The sequence below is a fragment of the Nocardia sp. NPDC051990 genome, from assembly GCF_040680755.1.
Lineage (GTDB): Bacteria > Actinomycetota > Actinomycetes > Mycobacteriales > Mycobacteriaceae > Nocardia.
In genome coordinates this window covers 87,646-106,651 of the sequence record NZ_JBFAXH010000002.1, presented here as the reverse complement: position 1 = coordinate 106,651, position 19,006 = coordinate 87,646, and the positions used below count along the sequence as shown (strand labels likewise).

Below are 19,006 nucleotides of genomic sequence, written 5' to 3'. Positions count from 1 at the left end.
AGCAGTGCGGGAACTTTCATCCGGCGTTCTGCTGTGAGCCGGTGGTGCGCAGGGGTGCGCCGACGTGGTGCAGGTGCTTTAGTGCCTCGCGGTACGAGGAGATCAGCCCGGTCTCGTAGTATGGCACACCGATTTCGGCGCAGTAGTCGCGGACGATCACCTGGGCGTGACGCAGATTCGGTGTCGGCATGCTCGGGAACAAGTGGTGCTCGATCTGATAATTGAGCCCGCCGAGGGCGAGGTCGGTCAACACGCCACCCCGCACGTTGCGGGAGGTCAGCACCTGTCGGCGTAAGTAGTCGGGGCGGTCGTCGCCGATCAGAGTTGGCATGCCCTTGTGGTTCGGGGCGAAGATGCAGCCCATGTACAGGCCGAACAGCGCTTGGTGGACAGCAAGGAACGCGAAAGCTTTGTCGGCGGGCAGAACCGCGAACAGTGCGGCCAGATAGGCGACGAAGTGGCCGAAGAGCAGCGCGCCCTCCAATCCGCGGTATTTGACCGATCGGCTTCTGAGCGCACGGGCGCCGGCCACATGTAGGTTCAGGCCCTCCAGCATCAGTAGCGGGAAGCACAGGAACGCCTGCGCCCTCCCTATGAGACGAGGCAGACCACGGCTGGCCCGCGCCTGCCGTTGTGACCAGACCAGAATGTCGGGCGCGACATCGGGGTCGAGTTCCTCATGGTTCGGGTTGGCATGATGCCGGGTGTGCTTGTCCTGCCACCAGCCGTACGCCAGGCCTATGCCGGCATTGCCGACGAGTCGCCCCACGACCTCCGTCAGCCGCCGCAGCCGGAAGACTTGGCGGTGCGCGACATCGTGCATGACGAGGGCGACCTGAGCACACGTCACGGCCATGAACGCCGCGACCACGAGCGTCCACCACGAGTCCCCGACGAGGACGAACGCCGCCCAGCCGACCGTGAACGCGATCCCGACGCCGCCGAGCCGGACCGCGTAGTAGAAGGGACGCCGGTTCATCAGACCCGCATCGGAGATCCGGCGCAACAGACGGGCGTAATCACCGTCGGCGCCGCCGCGACGCGATGATCGTGGAAACAACTCGGGCGCCAAGGCTGGTGTCGTCATAGATCTTCCTGAAAGCTGGGTCGAAGAGGCCACATTCGGCCGTCCTGAATGCCGACCCGAGGCTGTGACTCGAGTGGGAACTGCTCGGTGCGTCGGTTCGGAGGTGACGATTCGAAGCTATCGGCCGGATTCTCGTTCGATGTAATACCTTGGTATGACATGGGTTCGGACTGCGATGTGATAACAAGCGCATACCGCAGACCAGCCTCGGCGGGCCGGGTGCAGAGCGGTCGACACGCGAGATCGACTGCGGCGCAAAACATCCGGAAACGCCCGATTATTGTGCGCCGTCCTGATGCTTCTGGCATGCAGGCGGCGCGATCGTGCTGCGAATCCGCCAAGCCCGCCGATCGTCGCGAACTACCATCGGTACCTTCGGATTCAGGAAGGGAGCCTCGGACCTCCGTCAGATCGCCGGTTGCTCCACTGTCTTGGGCGATCGCCGCCGGACTCATACCGTACACGGTGCGCGTGGGGTCGCCGAGCAAGGATCGCGCGCGTCCCCAGTGGCTCGACGAGTCCGGGGAGATTCGTTCGTCGACTCGGTAGGACGTCGATCTCCCCATATCGGAGCCAAGCCCGTGAGGGCTGAGCTCCGATGCCGCACAGGAGTATGTCTACTTGCGCTTCTTGTCCCTGTTCTCCGAGGCTTCAACGCCGGATTGAGCGGCGGCTGACTTGGCCTTCTTCTCCGCTCGTTTCTCCTTGATCGATTTCCCCTGCTTTTTGGACATCGTGCTACGCGGAGATTTGTCGGACAACTGGGCATCCTTTGGTTGCAAGACCTCTGCGGTCTCGTTCCCTCGACAGTACGCCCCCGGGGAGATTCCGGCCCGGAGCAGGGCGAGGCGCGCTGGCATTCAAGCGTTTCCTCGACGAGCGCGATCATCTTTGGCGCTGCGGGTGCCGAGAGGATGAGCAACGCCCTGTCGACGCGCTCACGCTTCACGACGGCACATACCCGACCAAGGATGCGCTCGTCGGCTATTTACGGACGTTCGGCTGGGCCCGGATGCGTTGTCGGACAACCGCTCAGGCGCGCCACGCCGAACGCGCACCGTGCGGCAGAACGGTGTGGTTCTGTCAGTGACGCGCTTTCGTTGCACTACTTGTCCCGAGCAGGACTCCCATTGTCGTATCAGGACTACGAACAGCTTTCGAGATCGGCCGCCGGCGCGCGTCAAAACAGACCGAACCTACCGGCACTATCTCGCGGCTCTGAAACAAGCTATTCCAAAGGACCTTCTCTCCCAAAGCGATCGGATGGGGAGCGGCGTATGGGTATCACCCCGGTCCGCGGCCGTGGGTTAACGACACCGACAGACCGTGGACCATGGCGACTTTCGCTCGGCCAGTCCGATCAGGAGTGTTCGAGCGACTATTTCAGGTCGCCGTAATGGGCGTTGTGCTGTGGTTATTGCTCGAAAAGGACGACCTGAAGCCGGTACAGGGCGACCATCGCTGGCGGGCCCTAGCCCTCGCATGGACGGGTTTGATCGTCTTTGTCCAGGGACGGTCGAGTCGATATCGTTGAGCCCCTGAGCGCAGTCCTCATTTCCGACCACCCCGACTTGCTCGGCGTCGCCGGTCTGCCCGCCTCGTCGGTTCCAATCGTTCGGTATCGAGGCGCTCGGGCACCCGCTGCGCCACCGACGGCATATGCCCCACCAGGTGAGGGTGCTGATCAGCACGATATCGGCGGCGCGATAGCCGGTTCGGTCGGCGGAGTGTGGTGCCCGCACAGTAGCGTTGGGAATCCCCGAAGGCGGGGCGGGGTTTGAGCGGCAAACGATCATTGGTCTTTGCTCGGCAGCGTTGCCGCGAGTCCGGTGAGCAGAATATCGAGACCTCGTTCGAGTTCGGTGGCGCCGTCATAGCCCACCAGCGCCGGGGCGAGCTCGCGCAGCAATGGGAACTCCGTGATAGGCAGCCGATGCAGTCCGAGGCGCAGTACCTCGTCGGTTTCCTCGGGTCGCTCCACGATCTCCTGCAATTCGTTGAGGACGTGACCGTAGAGAAAGCCGAACAATGCACGGTAGATGTGCAGAGCGTCCGCACCGGAAAATCCGGCACGGGTGAGCAGTGCGAGGATGTCCTCGAGCGGACGGACCACCGCCTGGGGGCGCAGCCCTAACGGCGTCGCCAACGGCCGGGTCACCAGCAGCGGTACCGCCTTCGGATGGGCCAGTGCCAAGCGTCGGAAATCGCGTGCGATCACCCGCAATTGGGCGGCCCAGTCCGCGTCGGAGGCATCGACCGACAACTGCGCGAAGACGACTTCGGCGATGCCGTCGAGCACCGCCGCCTTGTTGGCCACATGCCGGTAGACCACCATCGGATCCCGTCCCACCGCATTGGCCAGCCGCCGCATCGAGAGTCCGTCGATCCCGTCTCGATCGACGATCTCGAGTGCCGCGTGCAACACCGTTGCCCTGTTCACCGGACCGCCGCACCGGGCTCCGGTGACCGTGGCGTGCCGCCCGGATCGGGAGTTCGTGTGACTGGTCGGTGGTTCGGTCATTTCGGCAGTTTTCTCCAGTCCTAGCAACGCCGGTGTATACGTCGTGTATCGTAGACCTACAGCGTTGACACGACGACATAATCGGCGTCTACTGGAAGAAGCAACAGGTCTGAGGATCTGATGCGGTCGCACTTGGGTCGGTGCTCATGTTCGCGGGCACCAACGGCCACCCCATCCGCGGTCGTCGCCACCTCTACTGACCGTCCAGACGGCACGCGCGCCGTCGCGCATTCCCGCGACGCCGATCATCGGCGGGCACCACAGCCGAAACAGGAGCGCCACATGGCACCGAAAAAGATCCGCTCACCGTCCCCTCGGCATCGTGTCGCACCGGAATACACACTTCGATTGAGACTGAGGCCGAAGGCCGAACGCGATGGATATATCGATGGCGCCTGGTGGCCCCGATCCGGCGTACTCCCCGCCGAACTCCCAGATCTGCTGGCAGTCCTATCAGTGGGGCTCGGACCGGTCTGGCGCGTCGTCTATGACCCCGCGTGCTGGTCACGCGCACCCCAGCAAATAACCGTCGACAACCACGTGGTCCGACTCGATCCCTATCGCTTCGAGCGGTGGAACACGATGTTCGTCTTCGGCCGTGACAGCGGCTTGATCGTGCTCCGGGTAATCCCGTCGGCCACCGCCGAGGGCACCGCGCGCGCGGCCCTGATGGCCGCCGTCGAGCCCGAACCGGCGACCCTGGCCGCCGGTGGAATCGAGACCAGATCATGACTCACATCAAGGCGCAGCGCCCGATAACCAATCACCGCGGCATGGTCGGGGATATCGGCCCGCCTCCACGCGACCTGCAACCGTTCCGGACACCTACCCGCACGCCACGCCTGCTGCTGCGTCGAAGCGGCTCCAGTTCGGGGCAGGTCGACGGCGCGTGGTGGCCGTGGACGGCCAATCTCACCGCTGAACTGCACGATCTGATCAGCGTCCTTACCCCACGCCTCGGCGCGACTGTGCGAATCGGCTTCGGCTGGAACGCGGTCAGTCTCGCCCAACGCCGCATCGACGGCGATGACGGCATCCGGTTGCACGGGCCGGGTGCTGCCCAACCACACGATGTCATGCACATGGTCGGCGCTGGCGGCACTCATCTGGCATTGCTGGTCATCCCCGCCGACACCCCGCCCGATCAAGCGAACAAGCGAATGCGGTGGGCATCACGAACCGAAACACCGAACCAACTCGGCATCCAGTCTGAGAACCAGTAGCCTTGGGGCACTGTCGATTACAGTCCGGCGTGTGAGAACAGACCGGGCGAGCCGATGGCCTGTTGCGGTGCCGACTCGGCCGATTCGGCGCGACGTCCGCAATCTCGTACGATCCGTGCGAACAGAGCTAGATAGGCATCGATCATGCGGTCAGCGGTGAAGCGTTCGAAGACGTCGTCCCGGCAGGCGGAGCGGTCGATTCGCTCGATATCCGATACCGCCGCGACGGCACCCGCGACATCGGCGACGAGGAATCCGGTGCGACCGTGGCGGATGATCTCCGGCATCGAACCCAATGGTGTTGCGATGACCGGTGTCCCGGTGGCCATGGCTTCGACGACCGACAGGCCAAACGGCTCGGCGAAACCGATCAAATGCAGTAGCGCACGGGCACCTCCGAGTAGCGCGTCCCGCTCTGCCGGACCAACCGGACCGAGGTAGGTCAAATCGGTGCCGGTGAGATGCGGTTCGACCGCCGATCGGAAGTATTCCTCGTCTTGGATCACGCCCGCGATGATCAATGGCAGTCCGGCCTGCCGCGCTACCTCGATCGCCAGGTGCGTCCCTTTATCCGGATGAATTCTGCCCAGAAAGAGCAGATATTCGCCGTGCTCGGGCCGAAATGTGAACTGGGTGAGATCGATACCGTGATGAATCGTCGCTGCATAGCGCAGATCCAGGTCGCGATCGGCGTCGGAGATTGCCACATAGTGGGCGATGTCACCGAATTCCCGGTAAACCGGAACGATTTTCGGTGAGGAGAAGCCGTGAATCGTCGTCACCATCGGTGTCGACACCAGCCTGCTGTAGGTCAGCGGCATGAAGTCGAAATGGTTTGCGAGTACGTCGAACTCACCGGCCCGCGCGAATGCCGTCGAATTATGCAGCGCTTCGTAGACTTTCGCATCCGCACCCGCCGTCACTTCGTATCCCGACGGTACGGCGGAGACCAGCCGTGCCGACGTCTCGGAGTCCGCCGTCGCGAACAGTGTGACATCGTGCCCACGCGCGACGAACCCCTCGGCCAGCGTCGAAGCGATCTGCTCCCACGGACCATAGTTTTTCGGAGGTGTACGGTGTGCGACCGACGCGATAACGCCGATTCTCATAAAATCCTCGATTACTGGCGGCAAAACCGCCGAGAGCCGCCCCAGATCTGGGCGAACATGATGCGCCGATCATATCACACTAATTTCCGCAGATCCGAGTGTTACGATCGAGGCCTGGTTGCCGATCCCTCCGTGTCTTTTTCCCGGAACGGATTCTCAAGCGCTTCAGCGCAACACGATCAGCCAATTGAGTGGCTACAGACAGCGGCACCTTCGGCGCTGCCTCGAAGTAGAAAGGCTGGCGTAGTGTCGGTTCAGTCCTATGGCGTTCTGAGTACCTATTCGCCGACCCAGTGCGGGCTGGCGACCTTCACCGGCGCACTCGTCGATGCGTTGACCGCACCCGGCGAAATCGGTTTCGTATCGGTCGATTTCGAGCGTCGCCCAGCCATCGGCGTCGTCGCCGTGGTCGACAGTCCGGATCCGACACCGCCCGCTGAGGTGGCGCATCAGTGGGAGCGCAGCGACCACCGCGGTGCCGCTGCCGCGGCTATCGCGCTCAACCGCTTCGATATTGCGATCATCCAGCACGAATATGGCATCTATAGTGGGCGCGACGGCGTCGATGTCCTCGAAATCGTTCGGGCCCTTCGGGTTCCGGCCATCGTCGTGCTGCATACGGTGCTGGTCACCCCGACACCACAGCAGCGGATGATCCTCGAGCAGCTCGCTGGCAATTGCGCGGCCGTCGTCACCATGACGAACACGGCTCGCCGCCGACTCGTCGACCACTACGCCGTCGACCCGGCCAAGGTCCGGGTAATTCCGCACGGTGCCAACGACAATCGCCCCGGACAGCCCGGCGACCAACACCAGCCGATCTCCCGGACGCCGGTAATCCTGACCTGGGGACTGCTCGGCGAGGGGAAAGGCATCGAATGGGGCATCGACGCGATGGCCCACATCGCCGATTTGCGCCCGGCCGCACAGTACCGGGTGGTGGGACAGACACATCCGAGAGTGCTTGCGCGCCACGGTGAGTCCTATCGCGCCGGCCTCGTCGAGCGCGCTCGGCGCTACGGCGTTGCCAATGCCGTGCACTTCGACGCCCGCTACTTGTCCAACGTCGAGCTGTACCGGCTCATCAGGCAGGCGGATATCGTTCTGCTGCCCTACGATTCCCGCGAGCAAGTGACGTCCGGCGTGCTGATCGAGGCGGTCGCGGCGGGCAAACCGGTGATATCGACGGCCTTCCCGCATGCCGAAGAACTGCTGTCGAGCGGCGCAGGCCTGCTGGTCGATCGAGAGTCGCCGACCGATATCGCCGCCGCTCTGCGCCGCGTGATCACCGAACCGGGCCTTGCGGCGAGCATGGGTGCCGAAGCGAAACGTATCGCACCCGGACTGCTGTGGACTTCGGTAAGCGGAAAGTACCGGGACCTGGCAGCGGAAACGCTGCGGGCCGATAGGAAGCTGGCCACGGCATGAATACCATCAGCATCTCCTTCGCGCACCTCTACCGACTCAGCGACGAGTGCGGCATCTTCGAGCACGCGAGGTTCACCACGCCCCGCATCGAAAACGGTTACTGCGTCGACGATGTCGCGCGCGCACTTGTGGTGGCCGTTCGCGAGCCCGAGCCGAGCGAACAACTACTCGACAACGCCGGCGTGTATCTGGACTTCATCATCGCGGCACTGAACAAGGACGGCAGCTGCCACAATCGTCGGGGCTCGGACCGGAGTTGGCAGGACGAACCGAGCCTCGAAGATCACTGGGGCCGTGCCCTGTGGGCACTCGGCTCCGTCGTCGCCCGCCAACCCGATCTGGCGCAGATCGCGTTGGCACACTTCACCATCGGGGCACCACGGCGCTCCCCATATCCCCGGGCAATGGCCTTCGCCGCACTCGGCGCCGCCGAGGTGCTGTGTGTCCAGCCGGGAAACACACAAGCACGTGAACTACTGGCCGCCGCCGCCACCCGGATCGGCCCGCCCACCCGCCGCCTCGACTGGCGCTGGCCCGAGCCACGATTGCACTATGCCAACGCGGTGCTGGCCGAAGCGCTGCTCGCGGTCGGCACATTGCTGCCTGGACAGGGCCGCGTCTATGCCGATGGACTCGCGATGCTGCGCTGGTTACTCGAGATCGAAACCTCGGGTGATCATTTATCGGTCACCCCCGTCGACGGCTGGGCGACCGGCGAAACCCGGCCCGGCTTCGACCAGCAACCCATCGAGGTCGCGACCCTGGCGGACGCCTGCGCCCGCGCCTACGACGACACCGGCGACCAGCAGTGGAAGGATGCGGTACTGCTGTGTGAGGCGTGGTTCCGCGGCACGAACGATGTCGATACTCCCCTGATCGACCCGGTCAGCGGCGGCTGCTGTGACGGACTCGAGCACACCGGCCGAAACGAGAACCAGGGCGCCGAATCGACGCTAGCGCTGATCTCCACGCAGCAACAGGCGCGCCGACTCACCCTGGCCGGGTAGTGGCCAAACCCGCCGATCCCGTCCGGCGCAGTACCTTGGTGCTGCTGCCGGATACCCGCAGAGTCTCGGCCAGGCTATTTCTGCCCGGCCAAGAGATTCTCGGACAAGGGATTTCCCGCGCCAAGGCCATCATCGACCGGGTGCTCGCACTCACCGATGCGGACATGCTGGCCGGCCTGGCTTCCGTGCGTCGCCGGTTCGGCGACCGCCACCGCGATATCGACGCGACCTTCACCACGCACGCGGCGCTCGTCGAACATCTGCTGCCACGGAGGGGGACACTGACGCCCGCCCGTAGACGGCTCATCGGCGCGTACTTCACCCAGGAGTACGCGGTCGAAGCCGCGGCGCTGTTCAATCCGTCGATCGTCGCGCACCCGGACCAATCCGGCCTGGCGGCGGGCGAACTACGGTTCGTCATGAGTGTGCGCGCACTCGGCGAGAGGCACCTTTCGAGCGTCGAGTCCTCGAACAGGAACTCGATCGATGGGGGGCCGAGACCATGGGCAATAATCCGGAGGACGTACGGGCGACGGCGGCCCGGATCTGGGACCGGACGCCGTCGAGCAATCCCGCGGTGCACCAGGCGAACCAGCTCGGGATGGTTTTCTCCCGGATCGACTGCGCCCCGCGCTGGCGGTTCCGGCTAGGTGAGCTCGACGTGCCCACACTCGTGGTGCACGGTCGCGCCGACCCGTTCTTCCCGGTCGGCAACGGCGAGGTCCTCGCCGCCGAAATCCCAGGGGCACGACTGCTCGTCCTCGACGACATGGGTACCGCTCTGCGCCACGCCGCGGCCGATCAGGTCGCTGCCGCCATGCTCGCCCTGTAACCGCCCGGCTCGGAGGCATCCTGAGCGGCGGAACGCACAACAATGCCGCATATCGGTTGTTCGGCAGCCCGAAAAGTGCTGTACAGCAGCTTATCTCACGCCGCCACAGTCAAAGGGGTGCAGTATCGTTCGTTGCCGCCTTTGACGCCATCGAGAACGGTGGCTGTTCGGACATCAATGTGTCGCCTGTTGCGGCGGTCGTGCCAGGCTGGTGACCATATTCGTGGCCAGCCGCAAGGCGACCTGCGACGGTACGACCCATACCGGAAGCTTGACGCGAACTTGCCTTCAGGTAGGACAGTGGACGCATGACAACTCCGACCAACACCGTTACCCGGCGGGGCAAACTCGAGATTCGCGGCGTCCGTCATGATCCGCCCGATGCCGGCAAGATCGCGAAGGTGCTCGTCGAACTCGCGCGAGAACAGATGGCCGACAAGCCACGTCGTCGTGACGACCGCACCGCAATCAGTGGCGAGAGTTCACCGCTGCCGCCCGCCGGTCCACACCGAGGCGGGCACGACAACTCGATCAGAACCACATCCAGATGCTGATACACGACTATGTCGCTGGCGCAACGACCTACGAACTGTGCAACCGACTCGGTATCGACCGCCGCACCATCAGCGCCATCCTGCATCGGCACGACGTGCCGATGCGCCGACGCGGCCTGTCCCCCGACCAGACCGCCTCTACCGTCTCGGTTGGTCCCTGGCACGAGTCGGAAAACACTTTGCCGTCGATCCGGCCACCGTGTTGAATCGTCTGCGCGAGCGTGGCGTCCGCACCCGCGACACACATGGGCGGGCTCGATCCCGACATCAATCCACGATGACCAGGTGAGACCGCACCTGCGACGAGCATGGCTCGTGATCGCGGTAATGAACGAGCGCCTTCCGACTTAATCAACACCGAGCCGAAACAAAAACACCTTGGGAGCTAACTAGAACAAGAAAACAGGCGCTGACCAGGCGATATGAGACACCCGACCGAAGATGGCCCTCATCTTCGAAAGACAGCAAACCCGTGAGCAACGGCCCTATTCGTGTCAATTTGTGGAGCTAAGGGGACTCGAACCCTGACCCCACTCAGGAGTTCGTGATGTCTCGTGATTACCGCTAGGTCCCGCTCCTAGGCAGAACGATCCCTCATCCCAAGTGCCTGTTTCTTGGAATATCAGCGGTCCCCCAGGAAACCACCGGTCAGAACCGTCCCCTCCTTTAGTTCCCCGCCGTGGGGCACGAACCTGCGGCAACCGGACCAAAACCATCACGCCACCGCTATTTGCCGATGACCAGCAGTTTTCGGTGTTGCAGGAGGTTGGCGTACTGGTCGATACCCCCTCCGGACACAAAATTGTGGCATTTATGCCCCCAAAACCGGGTCCGGGCATCGCCTAGACACTCTGTCCTGGCCGTACACCCCCCACCTGCGGTTTTGCTCGGCGATGGTCGATGTGACCGATGACACAGCATCTCCGCTGATCCCTTCCTTCTCCTCCATCGGGCTCGTCGGCGACGATGGCTGCGGAATCGGTGCCGGTCTGCCGATGGCGACCATCGAGCAACCACCCGCACACCGCGGTGTACAGCGTGCGGCCGGTCGACACCAACGGGCGCGTGGTCGACAAAGCCGTTCTGGCAGCGCTGGGATTGGCACCCCGGTGACCTGCTGTCCTGGCGGATCGCCGCGGGGCTGATCGTGATCACCCGGCCCGGCTACGGCCGCCGCGGGGTCACCAAGCACGGGCATCTATCCCTGCCCGCCCATGCACGGCGCGCCGCGGGCATCCAACATCACGACCGGGTCCTGCTGGCCGCCGACCCTCATCAACGCCTGCTGGTGGTTTTCCCACCACACGTCCTCGACGAGATGGCCGCTCGCCGCTTCTGCGAGGGGATACGCCGATGAGCGCACGCAGCGACGCCGACATCGCCGCCGTCCGGATGGACCGGCTCGATCTCACCGTCGCCGAGCTCAGCGACGACACCGGTGCGGCCACAAGCGTCCCGACCTTCGGTGACTACATCCCAGTCGTCGCCGACAGCATGCCCGCGAGCCGGACTCGCGACCACTACCAGACATACTGGACCAAGATTCTTGCCCAGCCGGGGTGGGCCGACCGAGCATTGAACGAGCCGACTCCCGCCCAGTTGCAGGGGCTGTGCGAGGTGATCGAAACCCAGCGACTAATCCGCCGCAACGGGCGAGACGGACGTGACGTCGTCCGCCGCGTCTACACCCACGCCGAAGACAACCGGATCATCGACCCACGCGACAACCCCGCCGCGAGACTGACCAAACCCCGGCGCACTCGATCCAACCGGCGCGCTCTCCCGGAAGAGCTCCTCACCGAGATCAACCGCGTCGCCGCCACCACCGGCAACGACCCGCAACTCGACACCCTGCTGCTGCGCCTGCACACCGAAACCGCCTGCCGCCGTGGCGGTGCACTCGCCTTGCGTCCCCGAGATCTCGATCCCGTGCAGTCGCTGATTCTCTTACGGGAGAAGGGCGGCACCGAACAATGGCAGCCGGTCTCCCCCACCCTGATGCGCGCGCTGTGTCGCCACGCCGAACAGCGCGGAGCCGCACCCAACGAGCAACTACTGCGCACACGCAACGGCAAGCCCATCACTCGCCGCCGCTACAACCACCTGTTCGAGCGCCTGGGCCGATACCTGCCCGGGGTCACCACCCACGGCATCTCCATCCACTGGCTGCGCCACACAACAACCACCTGGGTCGAACGCCGCTACGGCGCCGCGATCGCACGCGAGTTCGCCCGCCACGCGGTCGGCGCAGCCGCACCCACCGGCATCTACACCACCGCAACAATCAACGAAGTCGCATCCGCCCTCGCCCACCTGACAGGAGAACCCCACCCACTCGCCACAGCGGTCAAACCGCCGACCACGAACACCATAACGACATGAAGATGGCGCGAACAGTTCGTTTGCGGCGGTGGCTGATTCGCATCCCATCCCAGCACTGACCGTCCCGGCGCCGTCCTGTTTCGTCAACGGACCAATGCGGTCCTAGACGGCCTTCGGCCCTTCGCACACCCACAGTGACGTTCTTGCCGGCAACCCGGCACGGGAGTCCTCGCGCACGGATCTGCAACATCTTTGGTGGATATCGGTGCCGTGTGCGAGGGGTCAACCCCGTCCTGGCGACGTACCCCTGAGTGTGGCTCAGGTTGAGGGGTTGGTAACGATCTCGGCGGCTCTCCTCGGGGAAGGCCCGGACACCGAGGCAAAGCCGCGGGCACGACTGCCACCTACGTCAAATTCCCATCTTCAAGAAGTCGCCGCTGCGCTGTCGATACTCACCGCCGGCCGCATCCGCTCGCCCCCGGCACCAGCCGGACACGCATACGCCGTCCGCACGCTGATCACCTCGCGACAAAGGACTTTCATGACCGAGATCGCCCTCACCTCACCCACAGCCGTCGTCGTGCGCACCGCCCGGACCGAGGCGACCTCACCGAAGCCGCGTGCGCACGGCTTCTTCTGGACAGTGCTCACCACGGCAGCTGCGGTCAGCATCACTGGCAACGCCACCCAAGCCGTCCTGCACGACACCGCACTCCCCGCTGTCGCCGCCGCGGTCGCGATCATCCCACCCCTCGCTTTACTGGCGGCCGTCCACGGTGTTTCGGTACTCGCGCGTGCGCACGCAGGAGCCCGCAGCACCCACCTGATCGCCACCGCGATGACCGCTCTCATCGCGATCGGCGCGTTCTGGTTGTCGTTCACCGCACTACGATCACTCGCGATCACCGCCGGTATCCCGCACCGGGAGGCATGGCTGTGGCCGCTGATCATCGAGGGCTCAATGGCCCAAGCGACGGTCGCGCTGCTCGCGCTCGCCCACTCCGGCGACCACAGTGACAGCGGTTCGGCCACCACTGAACCGTGCGCACCGCACAACACGTGCACACCATCGGCCACACCGGCATCGACTCAACCCGAGGTGATGATCGACAGCGATCATGCGCGCACGCCACCACCGATAGCCGACCGCACCGACGCAGAGTTCAGGGAACTGGCGGCGCTTCTGTGCGCACGTGACCCCGGCCGCCGCCGCGATCCCGACACAGTCGCCCGAGCACTGACTCACCACCACCTCGATGGGTGGACACCAACCCGAATCGCACGGGAACTGAACAAAAGCCGCTCAACCATCAGCCGAATACTCAGCGACGCAGCGACAATCGACATCCTCGCCGCATCCCGACACGCCCACGTGGACCAGGCTGACACCGACAAACTTCCCTTGGAGCCGTGCTCCCACATCGGCTGCTGACCATCGCCACCCCGCAGGCCCGAAGGCCGGGCCTGCGGGGCGGCGAACGAGATTCTGACGGGGAACTGGCACCGACCGAGGCTCGGCCGCTGCGTGAGTGGTGACCGCCGTCAGTATCGCGGATTCCATTCCATTCCATTGCATTCCGATTCATTCCGATTCACGGGGAATGGAATGCAATGGAATGGATTTCGGTCCGCGGATGCGTACTGGTGTGTGCGGTCAGACGGCCCCGGGCGAGCATGTTCGCACGCACCCGGGGCAGCCGGCGCGCGATGACCTGAGCGGCGGATTCGCTGGCGCGGCGGTCGTTGTGGCCGTAGACGCGGTCGGTAACCGTGACCGATCCGCGCCCGGCGTCGCGGAACACCACGAACATCAGCACGCCGTCCTGCAACATCCACGAATCCCAGTGTGACGCAGCGTGTACTGCATCAGATGCCTGATCCGCAGGGGCTCCAGCGCCGTGCCGTAACGGGCAATAAACTCCTCCGGGCCCGCGCCCGCCACAACGCCCGGCGGGTGAAGGGAATCAGATGTCCACGCGCACCGAACTCGTCGCCGCGCTCGAACGCGGAGGCAGCACGAGCGAACCCGTCGACACACCGCCGGGCGGGTTGCCACGCCTTCTCGAAGAAGTAGGAGACGGTGATCCCCTTTGTCGGTCTGGGCCCATGTGCAGCTGGATCAGACGAACCTGCCTCAACCGTCGGCCACAAGGAAGGACTCATCAATGCATCAGCACGCCAATACCTCTCGACAGCGGCTCGCTGAAGGTGTTGGATACCCCACAGAGCCTTCGTTGCAGGTACCAGCACCACAAACGCGGCGCTACAGCGCAACGGCTTGGGAGGGGGTCCCCGCATGGACATCGACCTCACGTGTCCACACTGCCAACAACTCGACTTCGTCCAAAGCGTGCCAGCCATACACGCCGACGGGGTTTCGACCAGCTCTGGAACGGACGTCTATTCTGGCGTTGGTGTGGCTTCAACTGGCCTGGTCCCGGTGTTCGGTACTGCCACGGTTGAGCGCACTCACACCACATTGCTTGCGCGGAGTCTGGCCCGCGAGCCTGCACGTACTCCAGCCGGGCGCCTGACCTTCTTTGCGCTTGTGCTGCTGTTGCCAGCGATGTGCTGGATCGTTCCGGCAATCATCTCAATCGCCGATCCGTATCCCGGCGTATCACCGTGGATCGCCGCTCTTTCCACCGTAATCTTCTTCGTGGTCCTGACGACGCCCGGCGGCCTCCTGCTCAGCGTTGCTGTACGTCGTATGCGTCGCAACGGGAAAGTCGTACGAGGACGTCGGCGCGCTCACGCTGTATGGCAAGCCGGCTTCTACTGCCATCGGTGCGGTGTCGCGTTCTGGCCCTTGTCGCCAGCGCCGGGCATTCCTTCACGGCAACCCTTCGCGCCGCAGCACTTCCGGTGGTTCGTGTGGAACGCCGGTGGGTACGCCAGCGCCTGAATCCACCATCGAGTCGGAAGAGGTGTTGGTCGGCGTGGCGGTCGGCTTCGGTGATGCACTCGCCGAGATTGTGCCGCCCGTTGCGCGTGCGGCGGTGATCAGTTGCCGGGCTTGTTTGACACTGATTTCGAGCAGATCAGCGACGTCTTCGTCGGTTTGATCTTGGTCACGGATCACTGCGGCGGCAAGAGCCTGGTCGGCGCGGTGGCGGGCGATCTCCTCACCGGCTCGTGATTCGACTGCGCTGATCTGGCTGGCGCAGCGCCTCGATTTCTTGGTCACGCTTGGCTTCACACGCCGTGATCGCCTGCCAATCAGCCAGGTACCGCTTCACCGCGTCGGTGATCGCTGCCTCCCGCTGACGTGCCTGTTCTCGGAGTTCACGAATACGCGCACGCGAGCGTTCCAGTCGCTCAAGGACTTCCGGGGATCGAGCTGTCCGCGGTGACCGCGGCGAACGACGCGACGACATGGCCGACCTCCTAGTCGGGTCTGCCCGCTGATTCTCCCGCGATCGATCATACTCCCGCACTCGCGCGCGGAAGTCTCGGTCGTATTTTCAACGATGACCTGTCGAATCCATTCCTGCGGTCGCCCAAACCGGCGACGAGTGCTCCAGCACTTGTGATCTGGTCGCCGCAGTCTTTCCGCTCAGCTAACCGGCTGACGCCTGATCCAGATTGCGAGCAAATTCCGAGCCAGATCCGGGCGTTATCCGCTCAGGTTGGCGAGCAGAAAGTCGCGGGCAACACTGGAGGCTCGTTGAAACTGCTCCTCGTATACGGCGAAATGCGGGCCCGGGATCAGAGACAGTTGTTTGGGTTCCAGTGCCTCGGCGTAGCTCTGCAGAGCGATATCGGCGGGTGTCAGGGTGTCCTGATCGGCGATCACCATCAGCAGGGGTGTCGGAGATACGCGGCGTAGGAACGCTTCCGGGGCGTAGGACTGAAACTTGTCGATCGCTGGAGAGGGTGACCTCGTTGCGCCAGGTCGGGACCTGCGGGCCGTTGGCCATCAACCAGTTGTAGACCTCGATACCGGGCATGGCCACGAGTTCGGTCGGATCATCGGAAGCCGCCTTGATCGTCTGATGCGGTTTGCCCGAGGCGCGGGCCTGGCGGTCCGCGGCGATGGCCGCATGCACGGTCGGCAACATGACCGACGGCACCAAGCTGCGGAAGTTGGCCCACCCGTTGGTCAGTGGAACCTGCGATACGACCGCACGCACCCGTCGGTCGGTCGCCGCGACCACCAGGACGTGGCCGCCCGCGAAGCTGGTTCCTCAGATTCCGATGCGTTCCGGGTCGATACCATCGAGGGTCTGCGCGAAGGTGATCGCATCGCGGTAACCCTCGATCTGTGCGAAAGGGTCGACCTCGAAACGCGGTTCACCATCAGAGGTCCCGAATCCGGGGTGGTCGTAGACAAGACAAGCCAAACCGGCGTTGCTGAACACTTCGGCGAACGGGGCAACCCATTCCTTTACGCCGGCGAATCCGTGCGTCATCACCACCAGCGGGACCGGCCCCGACGCCTGCTCGGGCCGATACAGCCAACCCCGCAAGCTCACTGCGCCACTGGTGAATTCGACATCAACACGCATCGCAGTTCCTCCCATTGCATCCGTCTTGTAATCAACGTACGGCCCAGGAGATCTGCTGTCGAAGGCTTCTCAAATCCTTGCCTCTGACCAGCTTTGAGAGCTGCGTGGTCAGTGCTGTTGGCAGGTCCCCCTGTCTCGTCGGGTATCGGCCTCCACTCCGCGCACCTCCCCCATCCAATTTCGGCGGTGGCCGGCGTGCACAGCTCCATTCCCAGTGACCGCGGACCCGATCAGGGCCACGACTCAACACACCATCGTCCAGCGCTTACGCAACCCGGACGGCTCCATCCCACTGATCGTCTCATACGACGTCAGGGAGAAAATCTGGAACCCGCCCATGCCAGTGCTGTTCCAGCGCGGAATCGGCAACGAACGCCGGGCCTACACCCCGACCGCGATCCGCAAGGTGCTCATCAACGCCCTCGCCGCGACCCGGCTCACCGATCCGAACGGCGACCCACTGATTTTCAGTCCTCACGACTTGCGCAGGATCTTTGTCACCGACGCCATCATGAACGGCCTGCCACCGCATATTGCGCAGGTCATTTGCGGTCACAAGAGCATCGATACGACGATGGGCTACAAGGCCGTCTACCCGGTGGAAACCATTGAGGCGCACTGGGCTTTCATCGCACGACGGCGGTCCGTTCGGCCCGGCGAGGAATACCGTACTCCAACCGACGAAGAGTGGGATGCATTCCTGTCCCACTTCGAGAAGCGGAAGGTGTCAGTCGCGACCTGCGCGCGAGCATTCTCCACCCCGTACATTCATGAGCACGCATGTGTCCGGTGTTCACTCCTGAGACCGGAACCGGCCCAACGAGCCCGGCTTGAAGAGATCCGCGACAACTTCGAAGCCCGCATCATCGATGCCAAACGCGAAGGCTGGCTCGACGAAGTCGAGGGCCTGCAAGTCAGCTACAGCGGCGTCAATGACAAGCTCGCCCAGATCGAAACCTCGCTTCAACGAACCACGGCAAAGACCGGTCTCGGAATGCCCACGTTCGGGTCTATTTCTGGAAGAACTTCTGCCCCAGGAGAATTAAGATCGTAGGCACTGCGTCCGGTCGATACGCGGCGTCACGGGTTGTTCGGAGTCCTCGGGGCTCGTGCTCATTCGTCGGATGGTGTGGTTTCCGCGTCGGGTGGAAGCCGTTTGCGGGGAGGATAGATCGGATCCGGTTGGTGTCCGAACAAGAAGTCGCGGAAGGTTCGCAGATATTCGTCCTGCTGCTGTTGATCGCGGAACGTGGTCGTGTTCGGGTCGAACCAATCGCTCGGTGTCGGACGTCGCGCGATCACGTAGTCGAGGGCTTCGCGCACCATGTCCCCATAGCTAGGCTCCTTGATGATGGCGAAGCGCAGTTCTGATGCGTAACGCCACATCTGATCGCCCAGATAGGTGTAGGGCATCTTGCCGACCGGCCATAGCAGACTATCGACATGCGGGATTTCGTCCCACCACTCCGGCAGTGGGTCGGGGCGCACGCTGGCCCCCGGCTGTGCGGGTGAATCCGTGAGGCGTTCCGGGCTGGAGGCGGGTGCGCCGGGATTTCGGCCGACGCCACGGGGACGCCACATCGGCCCGGTCCGGAGGTTGCTGGGCGGGTACCAGATGCCGCGCCACACGGGGACTCCGAGATGGGAAGGGTTCAGCGGGAGTTTCTCCGCGAGCGAGATGTCGACCGTGATGTGGCGCACGGGGGGTAGCTCTGTGTCGTCGGGGAACAGATCCGCCACCATCGATAAGCAGTCCCGCTCGTCGAATCCGGTCACACCAACGCCCTGGCTCAGCTGCGGCCAGGAAAGTCGTCTGCTCCCCAGATCGAATTCGATCCAGAACCGCCGCACCGTGGGCATACGCGCCCTCCTCCTATGCCCCTACCGCCGAGCGCTTACCCACGATACCGACGTCCGATCGGTGCCCGCCACTCGATAGTCGACGTTTCAGTGCGTTCGGCGGGCCTCGGATGGGCCGGGGCCCGTTGGTTCAGAGAAGCCTGCCTGCGCTGTAGTCAACTCCACGTCAACCCGAGCATGCTGTACCGCCTCGACCAGCTCGAAGCCGATCTCCAAGATCGTAAACGTCGAGCCGCCGCCCAAGGCTGGCTGGGCGAGATCGAGGGCATCGATCGCACTCTGTCCTGTCTCCGTGAGAGACGAGCGAACGCACAACGGCTCCAAACCACGACCAGAGAGGTGAGTCTCGGGTTCCCGACCGCCAGACCTGAACCAGCGAAGCAAGACCCGTCGACGACGTCCGTACTCGCGTCAGAAGCGGCGGAAGAGTGCGTTCCGGCGGACTTGGTCCGCGATGAGCGATGAGCGATGAGCGATGAGCGATGAGCGATGAGCGATGAGCGATGAGCGATGAGCGATGAGCGATGAGCGATGAGCGATGAGCGATGAGCGATG

20 protein-coding genes and 1 pseudogene are annotated in these 19,006 nt (G+C 64.0%); 12 read left to right on the top strand and 9 right to left on the bottom strand.

Going from position 1 to position 19,006, the window contains the following annotated elements; all coding sequences use genetic code 11:
• Positions 1-16: 16 nt before the first annotated feature.
• From AB0L63_RS04085 to AB0L63_RS04075, 3 genes are all read right to left on the bottom strand, one after another.
• Positions 17-1,087 (bottom strand): acyl-CoA desaturase, encoded by a 1,071-nt coding sequence (locus tag AB0L63_RS04085; RefSeq protein ID WP_364494321.1) that lies wholly within the window; start codon positions 1,085-1,087, stop codon positions 17-19.
• 617 nt (positions 1,088-1,704) lie between these two features.
• On the bottom strand, positions 1,705-1,848 hold the full coding sequence (locus tag AB0L63_RS04080; RefSeq protein ID WP_364494318.1) for a hypothetical protein: 144 nt from the start codon (positions 1,846-1,848) through the stop codon (positions 1,705-1,707).
• Between the two features lie 1,031 nt (positions 1,849-2,879).
• A complete protein-coding gene (locus AB0L63_RS04075; protein ID WP_364494315.1) occupies positions 2,880-3,608 on the bottom strand; it encodes a TetR/AcrR family transcriptional regulator C-terminal domain-containing protein in 729 nt (242 codons plus the stop codon).
• 348 nt (positions 3,609-3,956) lie between these two features.
• Between AB0L63_RS04075 and AB0L63_RS04070 the strand changes: the two genes are divergently transcribed.
• Together AB0L63_RS04070 and AB0L63_RS04065 are read left to right on the top strand one after the other, a co-directional pair.
• The gene (locus AB0L63_RS04070) at positions 3,957-4,340 is read left to right on the top strand and encodes a DUF5994 family protein (RefSeq protein WP_364494313.1); all 384 of its coding nucleotides are present in this window, start codon (positions 3,957-3,959) and stop codon (positions 4,338-4,340) included.
• A complete protein-coding gene (locus AB0L63_RS04065) occupies positions 4,337-4,831 on the top strand; it encodes a DUF5994 family protein (RefSeq protein ID WP_364494310.1) in 495 nt (164 codons plus the stop codon). The genes AB0L63_RS04070 and AB0L63_RS04065 overlap by 4 nt, the downstream gene beginning before the upstream one ends.
• Positions 4,832-4,848: 17 nt before the next feature.
• Here the strand turns inward: AB0L63_RS04065 and AB0L63_RS04060 are convergent, their stop codons facing one another.
• Positions 4,849-5,940, bottom strand: coding sequence for a glycosyltransferase family 4 protein (locus AB0L63_RS04060; RefSeq protein WP_364494307.1), 1,092 nt, complete (start codon positions 5,938-5,940; stop codon positions 4,849-4,851).
• Between the two features lie 246 nt (positions 5,941-6,186).
• Here AB0L63_RS04060 and AB0L63_RS04055 point away from each other — a divergent pair, with 246 nt between their 5' ends.
• Together AB0L63_RS04055 and AB0L63_RS04050 are read left to right on the top strand one after the other, a co-directional pair.
• Positions 6,187-7,368, top strand: coding sequence for a glycosyltransferase (locus tag AB0L63_RS04055; RefSeq protein WP_364494304.1), 1,182 nt, complete (start codon positions 6,187-6,189; stop codon positions 7,366-7,368).
• Entirely contained in the window at positions 7,365-8,375 is a 1,011-nt protein-coding gene (locus AB0L63_RS04050; RefSeq protein WP_364494302.1) for a glycosyltransferase, read from the top strand. Before AB0L63_RS04055 ends, AB0L63_RS04050 begins: the two co-directional genes overlap by 4 nt.
• A gap of 74 nt (positions 8,376-8,449) precedes the next feature.
• On the opposite strand, the gene AB0L63_RS04045 is transcribed toward AB0L63_RS04050, so the two are convergent.
• Positions 8,450-8,752 carry a hypothetical protein gene (locus tag AB0L63_RS04045; RefSeq protein ID WP_364494300.1) on the bottom strand — a complete coding sequence of 101 codons (303 nt, stop codon included), beginning with the start codon at positions 8,750-8,752 and terminating at the stop codon, positions 8,450-8,452.
• 113 nt (positions 8,753-8,865) lie between these two features.
• Here AB0L63_RS04045 and AB0L63_RS04040 point away from each other — a divergent pair.
• The 5 genes and pseudogenes from AB0L63_RS04040 to AB0L63_RS04020 form a co-directional block, all read left to right on the top strand.
• Positions 8,866-9,207: pseudogene (locus AB0L63_RS04040) on the top strand (alpha/beta hydrolase); the annotation flags it as partial.
• Positions 9,208-9,515: 308 nt separating this feature from the next.
• On the top strand, positions 9,516-9,761 hold the full coding sequence (locus tag AB0L63_RS04035; protein WP_364494297.1) for a hypothetical protein: 246 nt from the start codon (positions 9,516-9,518) through the stop codon (positions 9,759-9,761).
• A gap of 1,147 nt (positions 9,762-10,908) precedes the next feature.
• Positions 10,909-11,118, top strand: a complete 210-nt coding sequence (locus tag AB0L63_RS04030) for a hypothetical protein (protein WP_364494294.1) — start codon at positions 10,909-10,911, stop codon at positions 11,116-11,118.
• Complete coding sequence (locus tag AB0L63_RS04025) at positions 11,115-12,143, top strand: site-specific integrase (RefSeq protein WP_364494291.1); 1,029 nt, start codon at positions 11,115-11,117, stop codon at positions 12,141-12,143. The genes AB0L63_RS04030 and AB0L63_RS04025 overlap by 4 nt, the downstream gene beginning before the upstream one ends.
• Before the next feature lie 481 nt (positions 12,144-12,624).
• Positions 12,625-13,515: a DUF2637 domain-containing protein gene (locus AB0L63_RS04020; RefSeq protein ID WP_364494288.1), complete on the top strand. Its 891-nt coding sequence runs from the start codon at positions 12,625-12,627 to the stop codon at positions 13,513-13,515.
• A gap of 160 nt (positions 13,516-13,675) precedes the next feature.
• Here the strand turns inward: AB0L63_RS04020 and AB0L63_RS04015 are convergent, their stop codons facing one another.
• A complete protein-coding gene (locus AB0L63_RS04015) occupies positions 13,676-13,915 on the bottom strand; it encodes a hypothetical protein (protein ID WP_364494285.1) in 240 nt (79 codons plus the stop codon).
• Positions 13,916-14,379: 464 nt separating this feature from the next.
• Between AB0L63_RS04015 and AB0L63_RS04010 the strand changes: the two genes are divergently transcribed.
• Positions 14,380-14,988 carry a hypothetical protein gene (locus AB0L63_RS04010; RefSeq protein WP_364494282.1) on the top strand — a complete coding sequence of 203 codons (609 nt, stop codon included), beginning with the start codon at positions 14,380-14,382 and terminating at the stop codon, positions 14,986-14,988.
• A gap of 111 nt (positions 14,989-15,099) precedes the next feature.
• Positions 15,100-15,222, top strand: coding sequence for a hypothetical protein (locus AB0L63_RS04005; protein WP_364494279.1), 123 nt, complete (start codon positions 15,100-15,102; stop codon positions 15,220-15,222).
• Positions 15,223-15,699: 477 nt separating this feature from the next.
• Here AB0L63_RS04005 and AB0L63_RS04000 read toward each other — a convergent pair whose 3' ends face one another.
• Both AB0L63_RS04000 and AB0L63_RS03995 read right to left on the bottom strand, forming a co-directional pair.
• Positions 15,700-15,882, bottom strand: coding sequence for a hypothetical protein (locus AB0L63_RS04000; RefSeq protein ID WP_364494276.1), 183 nt, complete (start codon positions 15,880-15,882; stop codon positions 15,700-15,702).
• Between the two features lie 388 nt (positions 15,883-16,270).
• A complete protein-coding gene (locus AB0L63_RS03995; protein ID WP_364494273.1) occupies positions 16,271-16,591 on the bottom strand; it encodes an alpha/beta fold hydrolase in 321 nt (106 codons plus the stop codon).
• Positions 16,592-16,805: 214 nt separating this feature from the next.
• Between AB0L63_RS03995 and AB0L63_RS03990 the strand changes: the two genes are divergently transcribed.
• Entirely contained in the window at positions 16,806-17,645 is an 840-nt protein-coding gene (locus AB0L63_RS03990) for a site-specific integrase (protein WP_364494271.1), read from the top strand.
• 59 nt (positions 17,646-17,704) lie between these two features.
• Here AB0L63_RS03990 and AB0L63_RS03985 read toward each other — a convergent pair whose 3' ends face one another.
• Entirely contained in the window at positions 17,705-18,451 is a 747-nt protein-coding gene (locus tag AB0L63_RS03985) for a hypothetical protein (RefSeq protein WP_364494268.1), read from the bottom strand.
• Positions 18,452-19,006 lie beyond the last annotated feature (555 nt).